Below are 21,295 nucleotides of genomic sequence, written 5' to 3' on the forward strand. Positions count from 1 at the left end.
CACAGACCCGCGACCGGAGGAGTGCAGTGGCAGCCAACGACCGGGCAGGAGCTCCCGGAAAGTCCGGTGGGAGTGCCGGTTCCGATCGCCTGATGCGCGCCTCGCTGAGCGCCGTGGCACCCGGCACGCTCCTGCGGGACGGCCTGGAGCGGGTCCTGCGCGGCAACACCGGCGGGCTGATCGTGCTCGGCTCGGACCGCACGGTCGAGTCGATGTGCACCGGCGGCTTCGTCCTCGACGTCGAGTTCACCGCGACCCGGCTGCGCGAGCTGTGCAAGCTGGACGGCGGCATCGTGCTCTCCGCCGACCTGTCGAAGATCCTGCGCGCGGGCGTGCAGCTGCTGCCCGATCCGACGATCCCCACCGAGGAGACCGGCACCCGGCACCGCACCGCCGACCGGGTCAGCAAGCAGGTCGGCTTCCCCGTCGTCTCCGTCTCCCAGTCCATGCGGCTGATCGCGCTCTACGTCGACGGCCAGCGCCGCGTCCTGGAGGACTCGGCGGCCATCCTGTCCCGCGCCAACCAGGCGCTCGCGACGCTGGAGCGGTACAAGCTCCGCCTGGACGAGGTCGCGGGCACGCTGTCCGCGCTGGAGATCGAGGACCTGGTCACCGTGCGGGACGTCTCCGCGGTCGCCCAGCGCCTGGAGATGGTGCGCCGCATCGCCACCGAGATCGCCGAGTACGTGGTGGAGCTGGGCACCGACGGCCGCCTGCTCGCCCTCCAGCTGGACGAGCTGATCGCGGGCGTCGAGCCCGAACGCGAGCTGGTGGTGCGGGACTACGTGCCCGAGCCCACCGCCAAGCGCTCCCGCACGGTGGACGAGGCGCTCGCCGAGCTGGACAAGCTGAGCCACGCCGAGCTGCTCGAACTCTCCACGGTGGCCCGCGCCCTCGGCTACACCGGCTCCCCCGAGACGCTGGACTCGGCGGTCTCGCCGCGCGGCTTCCGGCTCCTGGCGAAGGTGCCGCGGCTGCCGGGCGCGATCATCGACCGCCTGGTGGAGCACTTCGGCGGGCTGCAGAAGCTGCTCGCCGCCAGCGTGGACGACCTCCAGGCGGTGGACGGCGTCGGCGAGGCCCGCGCGCGCAGCGTCCGCGAGGGCCTGTCCCGGCTGGCGGAGTCCTCGATCCTGGAGCGCTACGTCTGAGGACGCGGGCGGCGGGCCTCAGTCGGCCTTGAGCACGAAGGACGTCCGCGCCTTCTCGAACCCCGGCGCCTTCGCCTCCACCAGGTAGGTGCCGGCCTCGGCCGTCCCGGCCGGCGGCGTACCGCACTCCGGGGTGCTCGGCCGGCGGTCCCACTTGACGGTGTAGGCGATGCCGCTGCCCGCGCCGACCCGGTAGGACAGGCTCTTCGCACCCTTGGGGCAGTCGTCGGAGGACCAGAAGGCGTCGTCGTCGCTCGCGGGTGTGATCGTCAGCACCGTGTGCTCCGGGCCGAGGTCGATCTTGCAGTCGGCCCCGGAGCCGTTGCGCGCGGTGAGTTCGAACTCGGGTGTCTGGCCGGGCGCGTAGCTGTTGCGCACACTGCGCACCGAGATCCGCACCGCGCCCGGCGCGCAGTCGGGCAGGGCCGACCCACCGGCGAGCACGTCACCGGCTCCGACCCCGGTGGCCGGGCCACCCGCGCCGGCACCGCCGGAGCCGGAGCCGGACCCGGCGCCACCGCCGGAAGCACCGTCACCGGAACCGCCGCCCGAACCGCCACCGGACGCCCCACCGGAACCGCCCCCGGAGCCCGAACCCGCCCCGGAACCACCCGAGTCGCCGCCGCCGGAATCGCCGCCGCCCGAACCGTCCCCACCGCCCGTCGCCCCGGGGACCACCGGCCCGGTGCCCGAGGGCCCGGGGGTGATCGAGGGCATCGGATTCTTGCCGTCGGCATCGCCCCCGCCACCCTTGCCGTCCCCGCCGCCGGAGACCACGATCAAGGTGACAAGCAGCACCAACAGGGCGAGTAGGGACAGCAGTACGGCCCTCCGACGCCAGTAGATGGAGGAGGGAAGCGGCCCGACCGGATTGCGCAGAGATCCCACGGCGCAAACTGTACGAGAGATCGCCGCGTTCACCGGGCGCACCGCCGCGCCGACCGCCAACCTTTCACGATCATCATCTCGGTTACCGCCCCAACACCTCCTCGAGGGCGCCGTGTCCGGGCTCCGCCGGTCGCCCACCAGGGCCGGGCGCTGGACCCGTACCGGCGTCGTGCGCGACGGTGTGCCCGGCCGGGCCCCCGGCGTGGCAGGATCGGAGGGTCATGACTGTGTCCCCGAAGCCCACGCACCTCGACTCCGCCGTCGGCGGCCACGAGGCCGGCGCCGATCTGCACTCCCCCGTCATCGGGTGGTTCGACGACCACGCCCGCGATCTGCCGTGGCGACGCCCCGAGGCCGGGGCGTGGGGGGTGATGGTCAGCGAGTTCATGCTCCAGCAGACGCCGGTCAGCCGCGTACTGCCGGTCTACGAGCAGTGGCTGGCCCGCTGGCCGCGCCCCGCCGACCTGGCCGCCGAGGCCCCCGGTGAGGCCGTGCGCGCCTGGGGGCGGCTCGGATACCCGCGCCGGGCGCTGCGGCTGCACGGCGCCGCCGCGGCCATAACGGAGCGGCACGGCGGCGACGTACCGGAGGACCACGCGGCGCTGCTCGCGCTGCCCGGCATCGGCGAGTACACGGCCGCGGCCGTCGCCTCCTTCGCCTTCGGCCGGCGGCACGCCGTCCTGGACACCAATGTCCGCCGGGTGCTGGCCCGCGCGGTGACCGGCGTGCAGTACCCGCCGAACGCGACGACGGCCGCCGAGCGCCGGCTCGCCCGCGAACTGCTGCCGGACGACGAGGAGACGGCCGCGCGCTGGGCGGCGGCGTCGATGGAGCTGGGCGCGCTGGTGTGCACGGCCCGCAACGAGGACTGCCACAGCTGTCCGCTGGCCGGCGCCTGCGCCTGGCGGCTGGCCGGCAAGCCCGCGCACGACGGCCCGCCGCGGCGCGGGCAGACGTACGCCGGCACCGACCGGCAGGTGCGCGGCCGGCTGCTCGCGGTGCTGCGGGAGGCCCACGCGCCGGTGCCGCAGCGGGCGTTGGACCAGGTGTGGCACGAACCGGTGCAGCGCGCCCGCGCCTTGGACGGGCTGGTCGCCGACGGTCTGGTGGAGCCGCTGGCGGACGGCCGGTACCGGCTGCCGCTGACCTGACACCCGCCGTCACGCGACCGGCGCCGTTACACAACCGACGGACAGCCGAGGTGCAGCCGCAGGCTGCTGCGCACAGCGCCGTGACAACGCTTCCCTACCTTCGTTCCCGGAAGCAGGCAGTGGCCCGGCGGTGAGCACACCGCGGGATACGGGGAGCTGCGGAACACGGGGATCGGAAGGCGGTTGACCATGGCGCAGGGAGAGGTGCTCGAGTTCGAGGAGTACGTGCGCACCCGGCAGGACGCGCTGCTGCGCAGCGCCCGGCGCCTGGTCCCGGACCCCGTCGACGCCCAGGACCTGCTCCAGACCGCGCTGGCGCGCACGTTCGGCCGCTGGGACGGCATCGCGGACAAGCGCCTCGCCGACGCCTACCTGCGCCGGGTCATGATCAACACCCGGACCGAGTGGTGGCGGGCGCGCAAGCTGGACGAGGTGCCCACCGAGCAGCTTCCGGAGGCGCCGGTGGAGGACTCCACCGAGCAGCACGCGGACCGCGCCCTGCTCATGGACGTCCTGAAGGTGCTCGCCCCGAAGCAGCGCAGCGTCGTGGTGCTGCGACACTGGGAGCAGATGTCGACGGAGGAGACGGCCGCGGCCCTCGGCATGTCGGCCGGCACGGTCAAGAGCACCCTGCACCGGGCGCTCGCCCGGCTCCGTGAGGAGCTGGTCGCCCGCGATCTCGACGCGCGGGCGCTGGAGCGTGAGGAGCGGGAGAGTTGCGCGGCCTGACCCAGGGTGGTCGGACACGGCGGGGCGTCCGCGAGGGCGCCCGCCGGGGCGTCCGCAGGAGCGGGCAGGCGACGGGCATGGCGGCGGCCGTGGCCGTCGCCGTCGGTGTGTCGCTGTCCGGCTGCGCCGCGGGCGGCACCGGCGCGCGGGACGAGGGCCCGGCCCACGCGGACACCGTGGGCGGCAAGGTCTCCGCGCCCTCCTCCGCCCCGGCGGCCGCCCCGTCCAAGACCGCCGACCGGGTGAACCCGGTCCGCCTCGTCAAGGACGACCCGACGGTCTCCGCCGAGGTCAAGCGCGAGCTGAAGCCGTGCGTCGCGGACGAGTACCCGGTCGACGTCTCCTACGGGGACCTCACCCGCGGCCCCGGATCGGCCGAGGACGTCGTCGTGAACGTGCTGACCTGCGGGGACGCGGTGGGGGTGGGCAGCTACGTGTACCGGGAGAAGGACGGCCGGTACGTGAACGTCTTCCGGGCCGAGGAGCCCCCGGTCTACGCGGAGATCGACCGCGGCGACCTGGTGGTGACCAAGCAGGTCTACGAGAAGGGCGACCCGGTCTCCAGCCCGTCCGGCGAGAGCGTGATCACGTACCGCTGGACCGCGGGCCGGTTCACCGAGGCGTACCGCACGCACAACGACTACAGCAACGCCGCCGGGGGCGATGCCAGCCAGGCGCCGGACCCGTGAGCCGGTCCCCCGCCGCGCCCCCTGAGCCCCCTGAGCCCCCCACCCTGACCAGAGACCACGAGGACTGAGAGCACCGGGATGGCAGACCAGACCCACGTCCTGTTCGTCGAGGACGACGACGTCATCCGCGAGGCCACCCAGCTCGCCCTGGAGCGGGACGGCTTCGCGGTCACCGCGATGCCCGACGGGCTCTCGGGGCTCGCCGCGTTCCGCGCCGACCGGCCGGACATCGCGCTGCTCGACGTGATGGTCCCGGGCCTGGACGGGGTGAGCCTGTGCCGCCGGATCCGGGACGAGTCCACGGTGCCGGTGATCATGCTCTCGGCGCGGGCGGACGCCATCGACGTGGTGCTCGGCCTGGAGGCGGGCGCCGACGACTACGTCACCAAGCCCTTCGACGGGGCCGTCCTGGTGGCCCGGATCCGCGCGGTGCTGCGCCGCTTCGGGCACGCCGGCGGCGGGGACCGGGCGGACGCGCCGGGCGCCGGGGACGACGGGGGCGTGCTGACCTTCGGGGAGCTGGAGGTGGACACCGACGGCATGGAGGTGCGGCGGGCCGGGCGGACGGTGGCGCTGACGCCGACCGAGATGCGGCTCCTCCTCGAGTTCTCCGCGGCGCCGGGCACGGTGCTCTCGCGCGACCGGCTCCTTGAGCGGGTGTGGGACTACGGCTGGGGCGGGGACACGCGGGTGGTCGACGTCCATGTGCAGCGGCTGCGCACGAAGATCGGCCAGGACCGGATCGAGACGGTCCGCGGCTTCGGCTACAAGCTCAAGGGCTGAGCGGCGGCATGCGGGGGTTCCCGCGGCGCCCGGTCGCCTCGTCGCTGCGGCGCACCGGCATCCGCACCGGGCTGAGATGGAAGCTGAGCGCGGCGATCGCGCTGGTCGGCGCGCTGGTGGCGGTCGCGCTGAGCCTGGTCGTGCACAACGCGGCCCGGGTGTCGATGCTGGACAACGCCCGCGACCTCGCCGACGAGCGGATCCTGGTCGCGCAGCGCAACTACGAGCTGTCGGGCCGGGCCAACTTCCCCGGCGCCCAGCTCGACGACCCGGCGCTGCCGCCCGAGCTGCGGCGCCGGGTGGAGGACGGGCGGCGGGCGACGTACGTCTCCGACCGGACGAACGGCGTGCCGGACATCTGGGCGGCGGTGCCGCTCAAGGACGGGAAGGTGATGTCCCTGCACACCGGGTTCACCGACCGCAGCGCGGACATCCTCACCGACCTCGACAAGGCGCTGGTGATCGGCTCCATCGCGGTGGTGCTCGGCGGCAGCGCGCTGGGCGTGCTGATCGGCGCGCAGCTCTCCCGGCGGCTGCGCAAGGCGGCGACCGCGGCGAACCAGGTCGCCAAGGGGCAGCCGGAGGTGCGGGTGCGGGACGCCATCGGCGGGGTGGTGCGGGACGAGACCGACGACCTCGCACGGGCCGTGGACGCGATGGCGGACGCGCTGCAGCAGCGCCTGGAGGCCGAGCGGCGGGTCACCGCGGACATCGCGCACGAGCTGCGCACGCCGGTGACGGGGCTGCTGACCGCCGCCGAACTGCTGCCGCCCGGCCGGCCCACCGAGCTGGTCCTGGACCGGGCGAAGGCGATGCGCACGCTGGTCGAGGACGTCCTGGAGGTGGCCCGCCTGGACGGGGCCTCGGAGCGGGCGGAGCTGCAGGACATCCTGCTGGGCGACTTCGTCTCCCGGCGGGTGGCGGTCAAGGACCCGGCCATCTCGGTGCGGGTGGTGCACGAGTCCGAGGTGACGACGGATCCGCGGCGCCTGGAGCGGGTGCTGTACAACCTGCTCGCCAACGCGGCCCGGCACGGGCGCTCGCCGGTCGAGGTGAGCGTGGAGGGCCGGGTCATCCGGGTCCGCGACCACGGCCCCGGCTTCCCCCAGACGCTGCTCGCGGAGGGCCCGAGCCGCTTCCGCACCGGCAGCGCGGACCGGGCCGGGCACGGGCACGGGCTCGGGCTGACCATCGCCGCGGGGCAGGCCCGCGTCCTGGGCGCCCGCCTCACCTTCCGCAACGTCCGCCCGGCGGGCGCACCGCCCGAGGTGCCCTCCGAGGGCGCGGTCGCGGTCCTCTGGCTCCCGGAGCACGCACCGACGAACACTGGCAGCTACCCGACCCTGCCGGAGGCCCGCCCGGCGCGCTGAGCGGGGCCGGGGCGCGGGGCCCGGTGAAGGGCCGTGATGGCTCTGATGGCGGGGCCGCGACGGGCCGCGATGGCTCTGATGCGGGGCCGCGACGGCCGTCCGGTCGCCCCTGGGAGCCCGGCGGCGCGCGCCGGGCGACCCGCCCCCGGCGCCGCCGCCGCGCCGAGCGGGGCCCGGACTCCGACACGGCCCCGCGACGGCCCCCCGACCGCCCAGGAGCCCGGCGGCGCGCGCCGGCCGACCCGCACTCAGTCGCCGCCGAGCACAGCGACGGCCTTCCGGGCGGCGGCTCTCCCCCTCCCGGCGGTCCGAGCCCGGCACGGTCCGCCGTCCCGTTCGGCGCCCGGCACGCCGTCCCGGTCCGCCGCCCGGCACGCCGTCCCGGCACGCCGAAGGCCCCCGGGGTGTCCCGGGGGCCTTCGGCGCAGGTGCGGGGTGGGTCAGACCGGCTCGCCCAGCGGGAGCTTGGCGGCCGGGTCGTCGACCGGGCCCTGCGGGGCGGCGGGGCCCGCGCCCTTCAGCGGGACCTCCTTGACGAAGAGGGCCGCGATCAGGCCGACGATCGCCACCGCCCCGCCCAGCAGGAACGCGCTGTGGACGCCGGAGGACACCGCGTGCTGGTAGGCGTCGCGGACCAGCGCCGGCAGGCTGTCCAGCTTGGTCGGGTCGAGCTGCGCCGACTGCTGGGTCACCTTGGCGCCCATCGCGCCGGCCCGCTCGGTCATGACGTCCTGGACCCGGTTGTTGAACAGGGCACCCATGATGGCGACACCGAAGGAGGCGCCCAGGGTGCGCAGCAGGGTGGTGGACGAGGACGCGACGCCCATGTCCTTCATCTCCACGCTGTTCTGCGCCACCAGCATGGTGATCTGCATCAGGCAGCCCATGCCGAGCCCGACCACGGCCATGTACAGGCCGGAGGTGAAGCGGCTGGTGTCGGTGTCCATCAGGGACAGCAGGTACAGCCCGATCGCCATCAGCACGCCGCCCGCCACCGGGAAGACCTTGTACTTTCCGGTGCTGGTGGTGATCCGCCCGGCCACCATCGAGGTGACGAGCATCGCGCCCAGCATGGGCAGGAGCAGCAGCCCCGAGTTGGTCGCGGACGCGCCCTGCACCGCCTGCTGGTACAGCGGCAGGAAGAGCGTGGCGCCGAACATCACGAAGCCGACGATGAAGCCGATGACCGCCATGAGCGTGAAGTTCCGGCTGCGGAAGATGTGCAGCGGCACGATGGGCTCGGCGGCCCGGGTCTGCCACCACACGAACCCGACCAGCGCGGCCACGCCGATGCCGATCAGCTCCATGATCCGGGCGCTGCTCCAGGCGTACTCCGTGCCGCCCCAGGTGGTGACCAGCACGATGGCGGTGATGCCGACGGCCAGCAGCACGGCGCCCAGATAGTCGATCCGGGAGTCGGACTGCTTCTTCGGCAGGTGCAGCACCGCGGTGACCAGAGCCAGCGCGACCGCGCCGAGCGGGAGGTTGATGTAGAAGGACCAGCGCCAGCCCCAGTGGTCGGTGATCGTGCCGCCGATCAGCGGGCCGCCGATCATCGCCAGCGCCATGACGCCGGCCATCATCCCCTGGTACTTGCCGCGCTCCCGCGGCGGGATCAGGTCACCGATGATCGCCATCACGCCGACCATCAGACCGCCGGCCCCGAGGCCCTGGATCGCGCGGAAGCCGATGAGCTGGCCCATGTCCTGGGCCATGCCGCTGAGCGCGGAGCCGATCAGGAAGAGCACGATCGAGGTCAGGAAGACGCCCTTGCGCCCGTACATGTCGCCGAGCTTGCCCCAGATCGGGGTGGAGGCCGCGGTGGCCAACGTATAGGCGGTGACCACCCAGGACAGGTGTTCCATGCCGCCCAGTTCCCCGACGATCGTCGGCATCGCCGTGCCGATGATCATGTTGTCGAGCATCGCGAGCATCATCGCGATCATCAGTGCGAGCAGGACGACCCGCACACTCTTCGGCTGCGGCGCCGCCTTGGCCCCGGCCGCCTTCGTTTGCTCCGTCATCGCTCCCGATCCCCCAGCCACCGCTGTCCGTCCGCTCTTCCGCTTCTGCACTTACTTGCCGACCGGCAAGTTGACTACACTGAGAAGGTAGCCGGGTAACTAGCCGGGCGTCAAGTAAGTTTTCGCCGAGTGCGCGGACCGGCGGTCTCGTAGGAGGATGGGCGGCACGATGGACGGCACCAAGCAGCAGCGACGCCGCGGGGACACCCGCCAGCGCATCCAGGACGTGGCCCTCGAACTCTTCGCCGAGCAGGGGTACGAGAAGACCTCGCTGCGCGAGATCGCCGAGCGCCTGGACGTCACGAAGGCCGCGCTCTACTACCACTTCAAGACCAAGGAAGAGATCCTCGTCGGCATCTTCGAGGATCTCGCGCGTCCGATCGAGGACGTCATCACCTGGGGGCGGAGCCAGCCGCCGACCCTGGAGACCAAGCGGGAGATCGTCCGCCGCTACAGCGACGCGCTGATCGGCGCGGCGCCGCTCTTCCGCTTCATGCAGGAGAACCAGGCCGCCATCCGCGACCTGCGGGTGGGCGAGACGTTCAAGTCCCGCACGCTCCAGCTGCGCGACATCCTGGTGGACCCCGAAGCGGACCTGGCCGACCAGGTCCGCTGCGTCAGCGCGCTGTTCACCCTGCACGCCGGGATGTTCGTCCTCCAGGACCTCCAGCACGACCCCGAGAAGAAGCGCGAGGCCGTTCTCGAGGTCGCCACGGAGCTGATCACCCGCGCCCACCGGGGCGCGGAGGGCTGACGCCCGTCACCGTCAGACGGTCACGCCCTGGCGGTGCAGGAAGGCGACCGGGTCGACGGCCGAGCCGTAGTTCGGGGTGGTACGGATCTCGAAGTGCAGGTGCGGGCCGCTGGAGTTGCCGGTGGAGCCGGACTTGGCTATGTGCTGGCCGGTCGTGACGACCTGGCCGATCTTCACGTCGATCCGGGACAGGTGCGCGTACTGCGAGTACGTGCCGTTGCCGTGCTTGATGACGACGGCGTTGCCGTAGGCGGGGCCGTCACCGGCGCCGTTGCCGCCGGCCTTGACGACGGTGCCGCCGTGCGCGGCGACCACGTTGGTGCCGGTGGGCACGGCGAAGTCCTGGCCGCTGTGCTTGTGCGACCACATGCCGCCGGCCTGGTTGAACTTGGCGCTCAGCTCGTACTTCTTCACCGGGTCGACCCAGGAGGCGGCCTTCTTCTTGGCGGCGGCGGTCTTCTTCGCGGCGGCGGCCTTCTCGGCCTTCGCCGCCTTGGCGGTCTGCGCGGCCTTGGCCTGAGCCTGGGCCTGGGCCTCCACGGCGCTCGCGACGCTGGAGGAGGAGGGAGCCGCCGTGGTGGTGCCGTCGGCGGCCGCGACCCCGGCTCCCAGTGCGACCGAGGCCCCGATGCCGACGGTCAGGACGGCGGCGCGGGTGCGCAGGGTGGTCGTACGGGAAGAACGGGACGTGACGCGCGGGAACATTCGAACCTCATGGGGACGGGGACATGGGACGCCCGTCCGGAGGTCGCACAGGCGGTCGCCGGGCGGGCTCCACCTTGGTAACCCACCCGGCCTTACCGGCACAAAGGTGTGACGTACGACGATAGGTAGTACTACAGGGTCGAACTTCCCTCCTTCCGACACAGCACCCATTTCGGACAGCGGGAGGCCACAGCCTCGGCAATCAGGCCGCACCTCTGTCCGTTATGCCTGCTTCCTCAGCTTCTGCGACTTCTCCTATTCCGCGTAGTACGGACCGAAAGTCCTGTGCGGCACATCACCGGCGCACCCCCGTACTCGCCGGTAATCCGACCGTGCCGGCCCGCGTCGTGTTGTATGACCCTGGGGGTGGGGATCATGGAACCGGCGGTTCTCGGCGGCAAGTTGGTGTCCGGGCTGATCGGCCCGCTGGTGAGGAAGCTGTTCGCCGGGGGCGGCCCGGGTGCCGGTCTGGTGGACCGGCCGGTGCGGCTCGACCGGCTCGTCTCCTTCCGGGGCGAGCGGCGCGAACTAGGCGAGCGCGAGGTGCGGCGGCTGGCGGGGCGGCTGGTCCGGGACGCCCTCGACTCCCCCGGCGAGCCGCCCTTTCCGCCCGGCGAGGAGGACGCCGTCGCCGGGGCCCTCGCCGGGCGGCTGCTCGCCCTCGGCGACCTGGACATGGACGACGTCCAGGCGGTGCGGCTGGGGCACCGGGAGCTGGCCGCGCGGCTGCGGAGCGGGGCGGGGGCGCACGGCCTCTCCACCGACGCGGGCCTCTTCCTCGACTCCGCCACGGAGTGGGCCTGCCTGCACGTCCTGGAGTTCTTCACCCGGCGCTCCGCCTTCGTCGCCCGGACACTGGTGGAGCAGACCCGGGCGCAGGCGGAGCTGATCGCCAAGGTCGACGAGCTGATCACCCGCGTCCCGCGCCCGGACGCCCGCGACACGGCCTTCGAGCGGCGGTACCTGCCGTACGTCGCCGAGCGCTACGACCAGATCACCATCTTCGGCCTCGACCTGCGCGACTCCCCCGACCGGTGGCCGCTGGAGGTCGCCTACCTGAGCCTGGAGGCGACGGCCGAGGAGGGGTCCCTGCGCCCCGACGAGCCCGCCCTCACCCTCCGGCTGCGCGCCGAGCACGCCCTGCGGGACCACGACCGGGTGCTGCTGCGCGGCGACGCGGGGTCCGGCAAGACGACCCTGGTGCAATGGCTGGCGGTCACGGCCGCGCGGGACGGCGACCGGGTGCCGTACGTGCTCCCACTGCGCACCCTGATCCGGAGCGGCGCGCTGCCCGCCCCGGCGGGCCTGCTGGACGTTGTCGGCTGCCCGCTGACCCCGCCGGACGGCTGGGCCGAGCGGGTCCTGTCCGCCGGGCGCGGGCTGCTCCTGGTCGACGGCCTGGACGAGATCCCGGCCGCGGATCGGCACCGCGTTCGGGACTGGCTGCTCGCCCTGATCCGCGCGTTCCCGGGCAACCGCTGGCTGCTGACCTCCCGCCCCACGGCCGTACGCCCCGACTGGCTGACCCCGGAGGGCTTCCACGAGCTGTCACTCACGCCCATGCGCGCGCCGGAGGTGGCGACCTTCGTCTCCCGCTGGCACGCGGCGGCGCGGGCGCCCGAGTACGAGGCGGCCCTCCTGGACGCCCTCCGCACCAAGCGCGACCTGGCCAGGCTCGCCACGAACCCGTTGATGTGCGGCCTGATCTGCGCCCTGCACCGCGAGCGGCGCGGCTACCTCCCCACCGGCCGCAAGGAGCTGTACGACGCCGCCCTCACGATGCTGCTGGCCCGCCGGGACCGTGAGCGGGGCGTGGCGGGGGTGGAGCTGGGCGAGGAGGCCCAGCTGGAGCTGTTGCAGCGCCTCGCGTACGCGCTGGTGCTGAGCGGGCGGTCGGAGATGGAGGTCGCCACGGCCGAGGGCATCGTGGAGCGCGCCCTGCCGACGGTGGCGGTCCCGGGCGACGCGAGGGCGGTGCTGCACACCCTGCTGCTCCGCAGCGGCCTGTTGCGCCGACCCGAGGAGGAGGTGCTGTCCTTCGTCCACCGCACCTTCCAGGACTACCTGGGCGCGCGGTACGCCGTGGAGGAGGGCCACCTGGACGTCCTCGCCGCGCACGCCGGGGAGACCGGGTGGGAGGACGTCATCCGCATGGCGGTGGCCCACGCCCGCCCGGGCGAGCGCGCGGTGCTGCTCCGCCGGCTCCTGGCCGCGGACACCCCGCGTCTGACCCTGCTGGCCCTCGCGTGCCTGGAACACGCGGCAGCGCTGGACCCGGGGGTGCGGGCGGAGGTCGAGCAGCGGGCGGCGGCCCTGATCCCGCCCCGCTCCCCGAAAGACGCGAAGACCCTCAGAGAGGCGGGCCCCCTGGTTCTGGAGCTGCTGCCGGGCCCGGACGGCCTGACCGATGAGGAGGCCCACGGAGTGACGGTCGCGGCGTCCCTGCTGGCCGACGCCGAACCGGCCGGCGCGCTGGCCGTGCTGCGCCGGTTCCGGGAGCACCCGTCACTGGTCGTGCGGCGGCAGCTGGTGGGGACGTGGGACCGGTTCGACACGCGACAGTACGCCGAGGAGGTCCTGGACCACCTGGACCGCACCGACCTCATCCTGGTCTGCACGTGCCACGCGGAGCGTGAGGCCCTCGCCCGGATGAGGCCGTGGACCCGGCTGCGGTTCGACGGGGACCGCTCCCTCTCCGAGATCATCGACGTCACGCCGGCCCACGAGGCGGTCGAGGAGCTGATCCTCGTCGGCACGGGACTGCGCGGCTTCGTCGGGGACGGAGCCGGTCCGGACAGCGCGTTCCCGGCGCTGCGCACGTTCCGCTTCGAGCCCGCCCCGTACGTGTCTCTCGACCTCGGGGAGTACCGGAGCCTCTTCCCGAAGGCCACCATCATCGTGATGGGGCGCAGCTGACGACGCCGAAGGGGCCGGCGCCCTCCCGGTAAGGGAAGGGCACCGGCCCCTTCGGGGACCGTCGGTCGGGAGGCTTACGCCTCCTTGCTCAGGTTCGGGCCCGCGCCGCCCGCGGCCTGCTCGATGGGCGGGGCGTCGGGGAGGGCCGCCTTCTCCTCACCTCGGAAGGTGAAGGTCTTGGCGTCGCCCTCGCCCTCCGTGTCCACGACCACGATGTGACCGGGGCGCAGCTCGCCGAAGAGGATCTTCTCCGACAGCGTGTCCTCGACCTCGCGCTGGATCGTGCGGCGCAGCGGACGCGCGCCGAGAACCGGGTCGTAGCCCTTCTTGGACAGCAGCTCCTTGGCGGACTGGGAGAGCTCGATGCCCATGTCCCGGTCCTTCAGGCGCTCGTCCACCTTGTCGATCATCAGGTCGACGATGGCGAGGATGTCCTCCTGCGAGAGCTGCGGGAAGACGACCACGTCGTCCACGCGGTTGAGGAACTCGGGCCGGAAGTGCTGCTTCAGCTCGTCCTGGACCTTGTTCTTCATGCGCTCGTAGTTGGACTTCGTGTCGCCCGCGGCGGCGAAGCCGAGGTTGAAGCCCTTGGAGATGTCCCGGGTGCCGAGGTTGGTCGTCATGATGATGACCGTGTTCTTGAAGTCCACGACCCGGCCCTGGGAGTCGGTCAGGCGACCGTCCTCCAGGATCTGCAGAAGGCTGTTGAAGATGTCCGGGTGGGCCTTCTCGACCTCGTCGAAGAGGACCACCGAGAACGGCTTGCGACGCACCTTCTCCGTCAGCTGGCCGCCCTCCTCGTAGCCCACGTAACCGGGGGGCGAACCGAAGAGGCGCGAGACCGTGTGCTTCTCGCTGAACTCCGACATGTCGAGGGAGATCAGCGCGTCCTCGTCGCCGAAGAGGAACTCGGCGAGCGCCTTGGACAGCTCGGTCTTACCGACACCGGACGGGCCGGCGAAGATGAACGAGCCACCGGGGCGCTTCGGGTCCTTCAGACCGGCACGCGTACGGCGGATCGCCTTCGAGAGCGCCTTGACGGCGTCCTTCTGGCCGATGACCCGCTTGTGCAGCTCGTCCTCCATGCGCAGCAGGCGCGAGGACTCCTCCTCGGTCAGCTTGAAGACCGGGATGCCGGTGGCGGTGGCGAGGACCTCGGCGATCAGCTCGCCGTCGACCTCGGCGACGACATCCATGTCGCCGGCCTTCCACTCCTTCTCCCGCTTGGCCTTCGCGGCGAGGAGCTGCTTCTCCTTGTCGCGCAGCGAGGCGGCCTTCTCGAAGTCCTGCGAGTCGATCGCGGACTCCTTGTCGCGGCGGACGCCGGCGATCTTCTCGTCGAACTCGCGCAGGTCCGGCGGCGCGGTCATCCGGCGGATGCGCATCCGGGAGCCGGCCTCGTCGATCAGGTCGATCGCCTTGTCCGGCAGGAAGCGGTCCGAGATGTACCGGTCGGCCAGGGTGGCGGCCTGGACGAGGGCCTCGTCGGTGATGGAGACGCGGTGGTGCGCCTCGTACCGGTCGCGCAGGCCCTTGAGGATCTCGATGGTGTGCGGGAGCGAGGGCTCGGCGACCTGGATGGGCTGGAAGCGGCGCTCCAGGGCCGCGTCCTTCTCCAGGTGCTTGCGGTACTCGTCCAGCGTGGTGGCGCCGATGGTCTGCAGCTCGCCGCGGGCCAGCATCGGCTTCAGGATGCTCGCCGCGTCGATGGCGCCCTCGGCGGCACCCGCACCGACCAGCGTGTGCAGCTCGTCGATGAACAGGATGATGTCGCCGCGGGTGCGGATCTCCTTGAGGACCTTCTTCAGGCGCTCCTCGAAGTCACCGCGGTACCGGGAGCCGGCGACCAGGGCGCCGAGGTCCAGGGTGTAGAGGTGCTTGTCCTTGAGGGTCTCGGGCACCTCGCCCTTGACGATGGCCTGGGCGAGGCCCTCGACGACGGCGGTCTTGCCGACGCCGGGCTCGCCGATGAGCACCGGGTTGTTCTTGGTGCGGCGGGACAGCACCTGCATGACCCGCTCGATCTCCTTCTCGCGCCCGATGACCGGGTCGAGCTTGGACTCGCGGGCGGCCTGCGTGAGGTTGCGGCCGAACTGGTCGAGGACCAGGGACGTGGAGGGCGTGCCCTCGGCAGGACCGCCGGCGGCGGCGGTCTCCTTGCCCTGGTAACCGGAGAGCAGCTGGATGACCTGCTGCCGCACCCGGTTCAGATCGGCGCCCAGCTTCACCAGGACCTGGGCGGCGACGCCCTCGCCCTCGCGGATCAGGCCGAGCAGGATGTGCTCCGTGCCGATGTAGTTGTGACCGAGCTGGAGGGCCTCGCGGAGCGACAGCTCCAGGACCTTCTTGGCACGGGGGGTGAAGGGGATGTGGCCGGACGGGGCCTGCTGGCCCTGGCCGATGATCTCCTCCACCTGCTGGCGGACCGCCTCGAGCGAGATCCCGAGGCTCTCAAGGGCCTTGGCGGCGACACCCTCACCCTCGTGGATCAGGCCCAGGAGGATGTGCTCGGTGCCGATGTAGTTGTGGTTGAGCATCCGGGCTTCTTCCTGAGCCAGGACGACAACCCGCCGCGCGCGGTCGGTGAACCTCTCGAACATCGTTAATCGCTCCTCAGAGCGGTCAGGCAGTAAGGGGAACTTCCCCTCCCTGTCCTTCCGCAGCTTAGTCCCGCAAGCAGGGACCGCTCATTCCAACTGCCGACACCGTCGATGGCCTCCTGACCCCGAACGCCGACATCTGCCACAACCCGATGGTGCGAGACGATGTTCCCGCAGGCCAAGCACTTACCCCAGTCGCCAGTACGCCGATGGCGAACGTGAGACGGTCCGTCCTGCGTGTCGCCCCCTCCCACTAGGGATGTCTTACCCGCACGCACTGACACTCCATGCCGCGCGCCCCGGTTCCCTCCGCTACGGGCGAACACCCTTGCACCACCCCGCGCCCCCGCACGCCCCCACGGGTGGTCACTGGCCGTGTTCGAGCAGGGACGCCACGTGACCCGAGCGCCCTCGGGGCGGTTGGTGGGGCATGCCTGGAGCCCCGTCGTCCTCGGTCCCCGCGGTGGAGTGCGTGCGCGGCTGGTACGAGGACGTGCTCGGCTGGGCGACCGCGCCCGGGACGCCGCTACGGCTGCGGACGGGCCTGCGCTTCGATGTGCTGGACGTCCCGGCCGGGGCCGGCCGGGCGGCGCTGGGGCGGCTGGCGCCCCTCGGGCCGGACGGGCGGCCGGAGCCGGGGTTCCCGGTGGCCGTGCGGGGCGACCGGATGCTGCTCCTCGTGGCCGCGGGCAGCGCGGAGGAGGTGCCGGGGCTGCTCGACTGGCTGGAGTGGGGCTCGCTGCCGCTGGACCTGACGGCCCTCGGCGCCGGCGGCCTGCTCGAGGCGCCCCCGCCGCCGGGCGCCGGGGCGGACTTCCGGGGGGCCGCCGAGTGGCTGCGGCCCCCGGAACCGGGTCGCGAGGTCGAGTCCTCGCTGCCCGCGTTGTCCACCGCGGGGTGGGCCGGGGATGTGGGGGGTGCCCCCGGTCTGGTGCGGCTGGTCCACACCCTCGCGACACAGGTCCACCGGATGCGGCTGGGGACCCTGGGGCCGCGACGGGCCTTGGAGGCCGGCTGATCAGGCGTTGGCCTTCTCGTAGGCCTCGCGGATGGGCTTGGGGATGCGGCCGCGGTCGTTGACGTCGTAGCCGCTCTCCTTCGCCCAGGCGCGGATCGCCGCGGTGTCGCCGCCGTCGGGCGCCGCGGCGCGGGTCTTGCCCCGGCCGCCGGCGGCGCGGCCCCCGGTGCGTCGGCCGCCCTTCACATAGGGGTCGAGAAGTCCCCGGAGCTTGTCCGCATTCGAGGTGGTGAGATCGATCTCGTACGTCTTGCCGTCCAGCGCGAACGTCACGGTCTCGTCGGCCTCACCGCCGTCGAGGTCGTCGACAAGAAGGACCTGAACTTTCTGTGCCACCGGATTTTCCTTTCATCGATATCGAGGGGGTGGCGGAGGTCGCCGGCGTCCCCGCCGTATCGCCGTCCGTTGTTATATGCAGTGCAGCACTACTGCGGAGAGCAAACCGCCTTTGCCGGAAAAACACAAACCCTTCGGGGAGACCCGCGCTCTCTGCGCGCCTTCCCGGCCCGGAAAGATACGCGTATCGGACAAAGGGCACCGGGGTGTGGTGGGGCGATCACAGATGCAGAAGCATCCGGCTGTTGCCCAGGGTGTTCGGTTTCACTCGTTCGAGTCCGAGGAACTCCGCAACACCCTCGTCATAGGAACGCAGCAGCTCCGCGTAGACATCGGGGTCGACGGGCGTCTCCCCGATCTCCACGAAGCCGTGCCCGCCGAAGAAGTCCACTTCGAAGGTGAGGCAGAAAACCCGGCGAACGCCGAGGTCGCGGGCGGTCTCCAGCAACTTCTCCAGCAGCCGGTGCCCGACACCCGCGCCCTTGAGACCGGGTTTGACCGCGAGGGTGCGCACTTCTGCGAGGTCTTCCCACATCACGTGCAGGGCGCCGCAGCCGACCACCTCGGCGTTGTCGTCCCGTTCCGCGATCCAGAACTCCTGGATGCTCTCGTAAAGCGTCACCGTCGCTTTGTCGAGCAGGATGCGCTCGTGGGCGTAGGTGTCCAGGAGCCGGCGCACGTCCGGGACATCGCTGGTGCGGGCCCGGCGGACGGTAAGGGCTTTCGACATGCGCCGACGCTATCGCCCGTCGGCGTCCGGTACCGAGCCGGGGCCGGGGGTTTCGGGCGCGGCGGTTTCGGGGGTGGCCGTTTCGGGCGGGACGGCTTCGGGACCCTGGACGATCCGGATGGCGTCCCTGAGGGCCTGGCGCTGCTCCTCGCTCATCATGCCGAAGAAGGCGATGAGGGCGGCTGCGGCGTTGTCGCTCTGCGACCAGGCGTCGTTCATCAGCGCGGCGGCGTAGGCGGCGCGGGTGGAGACGGCCTCATATCGATAGGCGCGGCCTTCCGACTCGCGGCGGACCCAGCCCTTCTGGTGGAGATTGTCCAGCACGGTCATCACCGTGGTGTAGGCGATGGAGCGTTCCTGCTGGAGATCCTCCAGGACTTCTCGAACGGTCACCGGGCGGTTCCATCTCCACACCCTCGTCATGACCGCGTCTTCGAGTTCTCCCAGTGGGCGAGGCACCCTCAGCACAATAGTGGGAAATACCGCCCGACGCGGGACAGACGTGCGCGAAAAGGGTGACCGAGGTGAACGCGTCAGGCTTCGGAGCGCGGGGCGGCCTGGCGGGTGGCCTCGGCGCGGGCGAGGGCGGCGTCCACGAGGCCGTCCTCCTTGGCCTTGTTGGCGCCGCCCTGGGTCTTCACGATCACCCGGATCACGCCGATGAAGAACACGGCCATGACGACCGGGGGAACGAGCGCGGAGACGTAGTCCATGGACCCAGGGTAGCCAGGGCGGGTCAGCCGGCGGCGAGGTGGTGCCGGGATCCGGGGGCCGGCGGGGCCGGGCGGCGGCGCGGGAAGACCTCACCGGGGGTGGGGACGGGGCGCTTGGGGGCCGGCCGCTGCGCGGGCCTGGCGCCGGGTCGTTCCTTCTCCTTGCCCTTGTCCCTGTCCCCGTCCTCGTCCCCGTCGTCGCCGGACGCGGCCCGGCCGCCGGGAAGGGCGTGGAGGTGGGTGCGGGCAGCGGGGACGGTGGGTGCCGGGGCCCAGCGGGCGAGGAGGGCGGCGGCCTCGGGGTTGCCGCGCAGGGCGCCGAGCGCGGCGAGGTCGTCGGCGCCCGGGCGGTGGCCGGCCTCCAGCGCCTCGCGCAGGAGGGCGAGGTAGCCGGTGACGCTGCCGGGGAGGGCCGCGCGGTAGCGGGCCAGGTCCGCCACGAGGAAGGCGCGCAGCCGGGCGCTCTCCCGGCTCGCCTCGTCGAGGGACTCCGCGAGGTGGAGGCAGTCCCGGACGTCCTGGGCCTGGACGGGGCTGCTGGGGTTCAGGGCGAGGGCGAGGGCCCGGCGCAGCACGTGCAGCTCCTGGGCACCGAAGGCCATGCCGCCGCGGGATCCGTATGGCGTGGGCATGCGGCGACGATACGCGCTAATCAGACAAACTTGGCATAAGGGGTGGGTGTGTCTGCGGGCCCGACTTCCGTCTGCGGGTACGCCGTGGCTGGTCGCGCCCCGCGGCGGAGCCGCAAGTGTCACAGCCCCGCGCCCCTGAGGCGCTGCAGTCACGTCGGCCGCTCAGCCGCCGCTGCGGGCAGTCGTGCCGCTGGGGCGGCACGGGTGGGCGCAGCGGCACCCCGTTGCGCCGGGCTGCGCCACGCCCCGCCCCTCAGCGCCACACCGAGCACCCAGGGCACGCCGGGCCGCTGCGGCGAAGCGTCTGCGGACACACCGCTCACATGCGGGCGATGTTCCGCTCGTACACCAGCCGCAACCCGATCAGCGTCAGCCACGGCTCGTGCTCGTCGATCACCGAGGACTCGCCCAGGACCATCGGCGCCAGACCCCCCGTCGCGATCACCGTGACATCGTCCGGGTCGGCCGCCAGCTCCCGCGCCATCCGCGTGACGACCCCGTCGACCTGCCCCGCGAAGCCGTAGACGATCCCCGCCTGCATCGCCTCCACCGTGTTCTTGCCGATCACACTGCGCGGCCGTGCGACCTCGATCTTCCGCAGCTGCGCGCCCTTCACGCCCAGGGCCTCGACCGAGATCTCGATGCCGGGCGCGATGACCCCGCCCACGTACTCCCCCCGCGCGCTCACCGCGTCGAAGGTCGTCGCCGTACCGAAGTCCACGACGATCGCCGGCCCGCCGTACAGCTCGACCGCCGCGACGGCGTTGATGATCCGGTCGGCGCCGACCTCCTTGGGGTGGTCGGTGAGGATCGGCACGCCGGTCTTGACGCCCGGCTCGACCAGGATCGCGGGGACGTCGCCGTAGTAGCGCCGCGTCACCTCGCGCAGCTCGTGCTGGACCGAGGGCACGGTCGCGCAGATGGCGATGCCGTCGATGCCGTCGCCCAGTTCCTGCCCGAGGAGGGGGTGCACGCCCATGAGGCCGTTGAGGAGCACCGCCATCTCGTCGGCCGTGCGGCGCGGGTCCGTCGAGATGCGCCAGTGCTCGACGATGTCCGCGCCGTCGAAGAGCCCGAGGACGGTGTGGGTGTTGCCCACGTCGATCGTCAGCAGCATGGCCCTACTCCGCCGCTCGCAGGTCCAGGCCGATGTCCAGGACGGGCGAGCTGTGGGTGAGGGCGCCCACCGCCAGGTAGTCCACGCCGGTGGCGGCGTAGGTCTTGGCGTTGTCCACCGTCAGCCGGCCCGACGCCTCCAGGGCCGCGCGGCCGGCCACCAGGGCGACCGCCTCCTCGCACTCGCCCGGCGTGAAGTTGTCGAGCAGGATCAGGTCGGCGCCCGCGTCCATGACCTCGCGGAGCTGGTGCAGGGTGTCGACCTCGACCTCGATGGGCAGCTCCGGGTAGCGGGCGCGCACGGCCTCGAAGGCCGCCGCCACGCCGCCCGCGGCGACCACGTGGTTGTCCTTGACCAGCGCCGCGTCGGAGAGCGACATCCGGTGGTTGACGCCGCCGCCGCAGCGGACCGCGAACTTCTCCAGGGAGCGCAGCCCGGGGGTCGTCTTGCGGGTGTCGCGGACCCGGGTCTTCGTGCCGTCCAGCGCGTCCGCCCACGCGCGCGTGGCCGTCGCGATGCCGGAGAGGCGGCCCAGGAGGTTCAGCGCGCTGCGCTCGGCGGTGAGCAGGTCGCGGGTGCGGGTGGTGACCGACAGGACCTTCTGGCCGGGCTCCACGCGCTCGCCGTCCTCGACGTGGCGCTCGACCTCGAACTCGTCCGTGCAGACGAGGGAGAGGACCGCCTCGGCGACCCTCAGGCCCGCCACCACGCCCGCCTCGCGCGCGGTGAAGTCGCCGGTGGCGACCGCGTCCTCGGGGATCGTGGCGACCGTCGTCACGTCCTCGCCGCCCGCCAGGTCCTCCTGGAGGGCCACGTTGGCGATGTCCTCGACCTCGACCGGGTCGAGGCCGGAGTCGAGCAGGAGCGCCGCGAGCGCGGGGTCGAGACCGCACTCCAGATACGTCTCGCCGTCGGTGTCGGTGTCCGCGCCGCAGGCGCAGCCGTCGCCGCAGCCGCCGGCGAGAGGGAGGTCGGGGGTGTTCACTGCT

Annotated in this window: 20 protein-coding genes; 9 read left to right on the plus strand and 11 right to left on the minus strand. The window is 72.6% G+C overall.

Features of this window, described 5'->3' with window-relative positions; translation table 11 throughout:
• The first annotated feature begins 26 nt into the window (after positions 1–26).
• A complete protein-coding gene (gene disA, locus ACGFZL_RS03060) occupies positions 27–1,151 on the plus strand; it encodes a DNA integrity scanning diadenylate cyclase DisA (RefSeq protein ID WP_355176148.1) in 1,125 nt (374 codons plus the stop codon).
• A gap of 18 nt (positions 1,152–1,169) precedes the next feature.
• Here the strand turns inward: disA and ACGFZL_RS03065 are convergent, their stop codons facing one another.
• On the minus strand, positions 1,170–2,039 hold the full coding sequence (locus ACGFZL_RS03065; RefSeq protein ID WP_393688718.1) for a hypothetical protein: 870 nt from the start codon (positions 2,037–2,039) through the stop codon (positions 1,170–1,172).
• 221 nt (positions 2,040–2,260) lie between these two features.
• On the opposite strand from ACGFZL_RS03065, the gene ACGFZL_RS03070 reads away from it, so the two are divergent.
• The 5 genes from ACGFZL_RS03070 to cseC all read left to right on the plus strand — a co-directional run bounded on the left by ACGFZL_RS03070 (position 2,261) and on the right by cseC (position 6,761).
• On the plus strand, positions 2,261–3,190 hold the full coding sequence (locus ACGFZL_RS03070) for an A/G-specific adenine glycosylase (protein WP_393688720.1): 930 nt from the start codon (positions 2,261–2,263) through the stop codon (positions 3,188–3,190).
• A 189-nt stretch (positions 3,191–3,379) separates the two neighbouring features.
• Positions 3,380–3,919, plus strand: a complete 540-nt coding sequence (locus ACGFZL_RS03075) for a SigE family RNA polymerase sigma factor (RefSeq protein WP_355176145.1) — start codon at positions 3,380–3,382, stop codon at positions 3,917–3,919.
• A complete protein-coding gene (locus tag ACGFZL_RS03080) occupies positions 3,907–4,608 on the plus strand; it encodes a hypothetical protein (protein WP_393688722.1) in 702 nt (233 codons plus the stop codon). Before ACGFZL_RS03075 ends, ACGFZL_RS03080 begins: the two co-directional genes overlap by 13 nt.
• A 78-nt stretch (positions 4,609–4,686) precedes the next feature.
• On the plus strand, positions 4,687–5,391 hold the full coding sequence (gene cseB, locus ACGFZL_RS03085) for a two-component system response regulator CseB (protein ID WP_355176144.1): 705 nt from the start codon (positions 4,687–4,689) through the stop codon (positions 5,389–5,391).
• Between the two features lie 8 nt (positions 5,392–5,399).
• Entirely contained in the window at positions 5,400–6,761 is a 1,362-nt protein-coding gene (gene cseC / locus ACGFZL_RS03090) for a two-component system sensor histidine kinase CseC (RefSeq protein WP_355176143.1), read from the plus strand.
• A 440-nt stretch (positions 6,762–7,201) separates the two neighbouring features.
• Here cseC and ACGFZL_RS03095 read toward each other — a convergent pair whose 3' ends face one another.
• Positions 7,202–8,785: an MDR family MFS transporter gene (locus ACGFZL_RS03095; RefSeq protein WP_355176142.1), complete on the minus strand. Its 1,584-nt coding sequence runs from the start codon at positions 8,783–8,785 to the stop codon at positions 7,202–7,204.
• 157 nt (positions 8,786–8,942) lie between these two features.
• Here ACGFZL_RS03095 and ACGFZL_RS03100 point away from each other — a divergent pair, with 157 nt between their 5' ends.
• Positions 8,943–9,539: a helix-turn-helix domain-containing protein gene (locus ACGFZL_RS03100; RefSeq protein ID WP_355176141.1), complete on the plus strand. Its 597-nt coding sequence runs from the start codon at positions 8,943–8,945 to the stop codon at positions 9,537–9,539.
• A 12-nt stretch (positions 9,540–9,551) separates the two neighbouring features.
• On the opposite strand, the gene ACGFZL_RS03105 is transcribed toward ACGFZL_RS03100, so the two are convergent.
• On the minus strand, positions 9,552–10,244 hold the full coding sequence (locus tag ACGFZL_RS03105) for a M23 family metallopeptidase (RefSeq protein ID WP_393688726.1): 693 nt from the start codon (positions 10,242–10,244) through the stop codon (positions 9,552–9,554).
• 375 nt (positions 10,245–10,619) lie between these two features.
• On the opposite strand from ACGFZL_RS03105, the gene ACGFZL_RS03110 reads away from it, so the two are divergent.
• Entirely contained in the window at positions 10,620–13,160 is a 2,541-nt protein-coding gene (locus ACGFZL_RS03110) for an NACHT domain-containing protein (RefSeq protein ID WP_393688728.1), read from the plus strand.
• A 74-nt stretch (positions 13,161–13,234) separates the two neighbouring features.
• Here the strand turns inward: ACGFZL_RS03110 and ACGFZL_RS03115 are convergent, their stop codons facing one another.
• Positions 13,235–15,760, minus strand: a complete 2,526-nt coding sequence (locus ACGFZL_RS03115) for an ATP-dependent Clp protease ATP-binding subunit (protein WP_355176138.1) — start codon at positions 15,758–15,760, stop codon at positions 13,235–13,237.
• 430 nt (positions 15,761–16,190) lie between these two features.
• On the opposite strand from ACGFZL_RS03115, the gene ACGFZL_RS03120 reads away from it, so the two are divergent.
• Entirely contained in the window at positions 16,191–16,778 is a 588-nt protein-coding gene (locus ACGFZL_RS03120) for an SCO3374 family protein (protein ID WP_393688730.1), read from the plus strand.
• Here the strand turns inward: ACGFZL_RS03120 and ACGFZL_RS03125 are convergent, their stop codons facing one another.
• From ACGFZL_RS03125 to nadC, 7 genes are all read right to left on the minus strand, one after another.
• Positions 16,779–17,114, minus strand: a complete 336-nt coding sequence (locus ACGFZL_RS03125; RefSeq protein WP_355176136.1) for an Lsr2 family protein — start codon at positions 17,112–17,114, stop codon at positions 16,779–16,781. It abuts the gene before it with no gap.
• Positions 17,115–17,334: 220 nt separating this feature from the next.
• The gene (locus ACGFZL_RS03130; RefSeq protein WP_355176135.1) at positions 17,335–17,844 is read right to left on the minus strand and encodes an amino-acid N-acetyltransferase; all 510 of its coding nucleotides are present in this window, start codon (positions 17,842–17,844) and stop codon (positions 17,335–17,337) included.
• Positions 17,845–17,853: 9 nt separating this feature from the next.
• Positions 17,854–18,291 carry a BlaI/MecI/CopY family transcriptional regulator gene (locus tag ACGFZL_RS03135; RefSeq protein ID WP_393689572.1) on the minus strand — a complete coding sequence of 146 codons (438 nt, stop codon included), beginning with the start codon at positions 18,289–18,291 and terminating at the stop codon, positions 17,854–17,856.
• A gap of 86 nt (positions 18,292–18,377) precedes the next feature.
• The gene (locus ACGFZL_RS03140; protein WP_355176133.1) at positions 18,378–18,557 is read right to left on the minus strand and encodes a hypothetical protein; all 180 of its coding nucleotides are present in this window, start codon (positions 18,555–18,557) and stop codon (positions 18,378–18,380) included.
• Positions 18,558–18,580: 23 nt separating this feature from the next.
• Positions 18,581–19,189, minus strand: coding sequence for a hypothetical protein (locus ACGFZL_RS03145; protein WP_393688733.1), 609 nt, complete (start codon positions 19,187–19,189; stop codon positions 18,581–18,583).
• 319 nt (positions 19,190–19,508) lie between these two features.
• Positions 19,509–20,306: a type III pantothenate kinase gene (locus ACGFZL_RS03150; RefSeq protein WP_355176131.1), complete on the minus strand. Its 798-nt coding sequence runs from the start codon at positions 20,304–20,306 to the stop codon at positions 19,509–19,511.
• 4 nt (positions 20,307–20,310) lie between these two features.
• Positions 20,311–21,291, minus strand: a complete 981-nt coding sequence (gene nadC / locus ACGFZL_RS03155; RefSeq protein WP_393689574.1) for a carboxylating nicotinate-nucleotide diphosphorylase — start codon at positions 21,289–21,291, stop codon at positions 20,311–20,313.
• Positions 21,292–21,295 lie beyond the last annotated feature (4 nt).

Source organism: Streptomyces sp. NPDC048182, from assembly GCF_043202555.1.
Classification (GTDB): Bacteria; Actinomycetota; Actinomycetes; order Streptomycetales; family Streptomycetaceae; genus Streptomyces.